General features: G+C 28.2%; 2 protein-coding genes and 1 pseudogene. All 3 read right to left on the minus strand.

Features of this window, described 5'->3' with window-relative positions; all coding sequences use genetic code 11:
* Window positions 1-110 precede the first annotated feature (110 nt).
* Entirely contained in the window at window positions 111-641 is a 531-nt protein-coding gene (locus HMPREF9075_RS02880; RefSeq protein ID WP_009414977.1) for a hypothetical protein, read from the minus strand.
* Window positions 616-831, minus strand: a complete 216-nt coding sequence (locus HMPREF9075_RS02885; protein ID WP_009414978.1) for a hypothetical protein — start codon at window positions 829-831, stop codon at window positions 616-618. The genes HMPREF9075_RS02880 and HMPREF9075_RS02885 overlap by 26 nt, the downstream gene beginning before the upstream one ends.
* A gap of 11 nt (window positions 832-842) precedes the next feature.
* A pseudogene (locus HMPREF9075_RS13745) lies at window positions 843-1,273 on the minus strand (hypothetical protein); the annotation flags it as partial.

Genomic DNA, 1,273 nt, shown 5'->3' on the forward strand with positions numbered 1-1,273 from the left:
TGTCCCTTAAATAATTCCATAATACATTAATTTTTAGAGTGCAAATATATGAAAATACTTTGACATCTCAATCAATATTTTCTCATAGACAGGTTTAACCCGCGTAATTTTTACCATTTGCAACCACCTGTTTTGTTGCGTTTTACCAAATCAAGACAGATTTTATGAATGGAATCATTTTGCATTTGTGGAATCTTATCCAATGCTAACACAATAGAATCTATACAAACAAAGTCCGTATAGCTCATATCTCCTCTTATAATTCCTAATAGAAATAAATCACCTGATATTGACAAATTATATACAGGAAAAGATTCTGGATCATATTCTCCACTATTTCTGACTTTCAAGTATTTAAATTCTATTAAACGACCTATTATCGTTTTTATCTTATAACTTGAAATATCTTCTATATTTAGTTTAGAAAAATAATAACTTAAACTTTCTTTTCCTTCTTTCTTATCTGCTATCCTCAAATTAACAATCTCTTCTATTTTTTTATAAATCTCTTCTTTACTTAAAATAGTATCTTTTTGGGTTTCTATTTTTTCAGAAAAGACAATACCTTTTTTAGGTGTATTAAAACAACTTAAAAAACATATACCTATTAGTAAGCTATATAGAAATATTTTCTGGATCATAATCTTTTATAATTTTAATTACGTCTATTTTTTTACCTAAATCCGTAACACGAGTTTCTACTATTTCTGTATTAGTGTGGTTTTCATTATTTTCAGGAATGACAGTAATTTTATAGAGTTTTTCTATTTTTTTGAAAACACCATCGGTTTTTACTTTTCCTAAAAAAAACAAAATATCATATATACCCATTACGTTTTTTTTTAATCCAAAGGAGTGGGGGTTATGATATTTCTATCAGAAAGCTTATAGTATTCTAATGTTTCAGGTTCTAAAAAAGTTTGTTTACCATTGTCGCCTATCAATTGAAAGGTGAGATAGGTATTAGCGCGATTTACCCGAATATCTAAATGGGCAGTTACTTTATCAGCTTCTTTTCCAAAGACTTTTTGATAAGCTGCTACTACTGCTTCCCAATCAAACCAAACTTTTGCTAAATATTTTTGTCCGCTTTCAGCTTTGTAAGAGATAACTAATTCTTTAAACAAGGAACGTTTTTGAATAGGTTCTTCTAAATAAAAGAGATCTTCTTTATCTTTATAAAAAGAAAAGTCAGTATATAAGGTAGTCCCTGCTTCTCCATTCCAATATCTTACCCTTACATCACCTATTTTTCCATTGGGAATTTCATAGA

Origin of the sequence: Capnocytophaga sp. oral taxon 332 str. F0381, from assembly GCF_000318275.2 — a bacterium.
In the GTDB taxonomy this organism is placed as follows: domain Bacteria; phylum Bacteroidota; class Bacteroidia; order Flavobacteriales; family Flavobacteriaceae; genus Capnocytophaga; species Capnocytophaga bilenii.